The organism is Lysinibacillus sp. NPDC097214 (assembly GCF_050277945.1).
In the GTDB taxonomy this organism is placed as follows: Bacteria; Bacillota; Bacilli; order Bacillales_A; family Planococcaceae; genus Lysinibacillus; species Lysinibacillus xylanilyticus_B.
Genome location: NZ_JBNNSS010000028.1, coordinates 1,720 through 4,686, shown reverse-complemented (window position 1 = coordinate 4,686; position 2,967 = coordinate 1,720). Strand labels below are relative to the sequence as shown.

The following is a 2,967-nucleotide window of genomic DNA, read 5'->3' as shown; positions in this document are numbered from 1 at the left end:
TTTGGTTAAGTCCTCGATCGATTAGTATTCGTCAGCTCCATGTGTCACCACACTTCCACCTCGAACCTATCTACCTCATCGTCTTTGAGGGATCTTACTTACTTGCGTAATGGGAAATCTCATCTTGAGGGGGGCTTCATGCTTAGATGCTTTCAGCACTTATCCCGTCCACACATAGCTACCCAGCGATGCCTTTGGCAAGACAACTGGTACACCAGCGGTGTGTCCATCCCGGTCCTCTCGTACTAAGGACAGCTCCTCTCAAATTTCCTACGCCCACGACGGATAGGGACCGAACTGTCTCACGACGTTCTGAACCCAGCTCGCGTACCGCTTTAATGGGCGAACAGCCCAACCCTTGGGACCGACTACAGCCCCAGGATGCGATGAGCCGACATCGAGGTGCCAAACCTCCCCGTCGATGTGGACTCTTGGGGGAGATAAGCCTGTTATCCCCGGGGTAGCTTTTATCCGTTGAGCGATGGCCCTTCCATGCGGAACCACCGGATCACTAAGCCCGTCTTTCGACCCTGCTCGACTTGTAGGTCTCGCAGTCAAGCTCCCTTGTGCCTTTACACTCTACGAATGATTTCCAACCATTCTGAGGGAACCTTTGGGCGCCTCCGTTACCTTTTAGGAGGCGACCGCCCCAGTCAAACTGTCCGCCTGACACTGTCTCCTGCCCCGCTAAGGGGCATGGGTTAGAATTTCAATACAACCAGGGTAGTATCCCACCGACGCCTCCTTCGAAGCTGGCGCTCCGAGATCTCTGGCTCCTACCTATCCTGTACAAGTTGTACCAAAATTCAATATCAGGCTACAGTAAAGCTCCACGGGGTCTTTCCGTCCTGTCGCGGGTAACCTGCATCTTCACAGGTACTATAATTTCACCGAGTCTCTCGTTGAGACAGTGCCCAGATCGTTACGCCTTTCGTGCGGGTCGGAACTTACCCGACAAGGAATTTCGCTACCTTAGGACCGTTATAGTTACGGCCGCCGTTTACTGGGGCTTCAATTCGCAGCTTCGCTTGCGCTAACCACTCCTCTTAACCTTCCAGCACCGGGCAGGCGTCAGCCCCTATACGTCACCTTACGGTTTTGCAGAGACCTGTGTTTTTGCTAAACAGTCGCCTGGGCCTATTCACTGCGGCTCTCATGCGCTTGCACGCTCAAGAGCACCCCTTCTCCCGAAGTTACGGGGTCATTTTGCCGAGTTCCTTAACGAGAGTTCTCTCGCACACCTTAGGATTCTCTCCTCGACTACCTGTGTCGGTTTGCGGTACGGGCACCTCTCACCTCGATAGAGGCTTTTCTTGGCAGTGTGAAATCAGGAACTTCGTCCATACGGACTCGCCATCACAGCTCAACGTTACAGTGTGCGGATTTGCCTACACACACGCCTTACTGCTTGGACGCGCATATCCAACAGCGCGCTTACCCTATCCTACTGCGTCCCCCCATTTCTCAAACGGTGAGGAGGTGGTACAGGAATATCAACCTGTTGTCCATCGCCTACGCCTATCGGCCTCGGCTTAGGTCCCGACTAACCCTGAGCGGACGAGCCTTCCTCAGGAAACCTTAGTCATACGGTGGACGGGATTCTCACCCGTCTTTCGCTACTCATACCGGCATTCTCACTTCTAAGCGCTCCACCAGTCCTTCCGGTCTGACTTCAACGCACTTAGAACGCTCTCCTACCACTGACATCGTAGATGTCAATCCACAGCTTCGGTGAATCGTTTAGCCCCGATACATTTTCGGCGCAGCGTCACTCGACCAGTGAGCTATTACGCACTCTTTAAATGATGGCTGCTTCTAAGCCAACATCCTGGTTGTCTGTGCAACGCCACATCCTTTTCCACTTAACGATTACTTTGGGACCTTAGCTGGTGGTCTGGGCTGTTTCCCTTTTGACTACGGATCTTATCACTCGCAGTCTGACTCCCGTGTATAAATATCTGGCATTCGGAGTTTGTCTGAATTCGGTAAACCGGGATGGCCCCCTAGTCCAAACAGTGCTCTACCTCCAGTATTCTCATCACGAGGCTAGCCCTAAAGCTATTTCGGAGAGAACCAGCTATCTCCAAGTTCGATTGGAATTTCTCCGCTACCCACACCTCATCCCCGCACTTTTCAACGTGCGTGGGTTCGGGCCTCCAGTAAGTGTTACCTCACCTTCACCCTGGACATGGGTAGATCACCTGGTTTCGGGTCTACGACCACGTACTAATTCGCCCTATTCAGACTCGCTTTCGCTGCGGCTCCGCCTTCTAAAGCTTAACCTCGCACGTAATCGTAACTCGCCGGTTCATTCTACAAAAGGCACGCTATCACCCATTAACGGGCTCTAACTACTTGTAGGCACACGGTTTCAGGATCTCTTTCACTCCCCTTCCGGGGTGCTTTTCACCTTTCCCTCACGGTACTGGTTCACTATCGGTCACTAGGTAGTATTTAGCCTTGGGAGATGGTCCTCCCGGATTCCGACGGAATTTCACGTGTTCCGCCGTACTCAGGATCCACTCAGGAGAGAACGAACTTTCGACTACAGGGCTTTTACCTGCTCTGGCGGACCTTTCCAAGTCGCTTCATCTAACTCGCTCTTTTGTAACTCCGTATAGAGTGTCCTACAACCCCAAGAGGCAAGCCTCTTGGTTTGGGCTCTTCCCGTTTCGCTCGCCGCTACTCAGGGAATCGATTTTTCTTTCTCTTCCTCCAGGTACTTAGATGTTTCAGTTCCCTGGGTCTGCCATCAAGACGCTATGAATTCACGTCAAGATACTACGCGATTAAACGTAGTGGGTTCCCCCATTCGGAAATCTCCGGATCAAAGCTCACTTACAGCTCCCCGAAGCATATCGGTGTTAGTGCCGTCCTTCATCGGCTCCTAGTGCCAAGGCATTCGCCGTGCGCCCTTAATAACTTAACCAAGTTATTAAGCCTATAAAAAAACTTAAAAAATAAATG

At 52.0% G+C, this 2,967-nt stretch carries 1 rRNA gene; it reads right to left on the bottom strand.

Features of this window, described 5'->3' with window-relative positions:
* Window position 1 precedes the first annotated feature (1 nt).
* Window positions 2-2,929 (bottom strand): 23S ribosomal RNA (locus ACQKMI_RS25390).
* Between the last annotated feature and the right edge of the window lie 38 nt (window positions 2,930-2,967).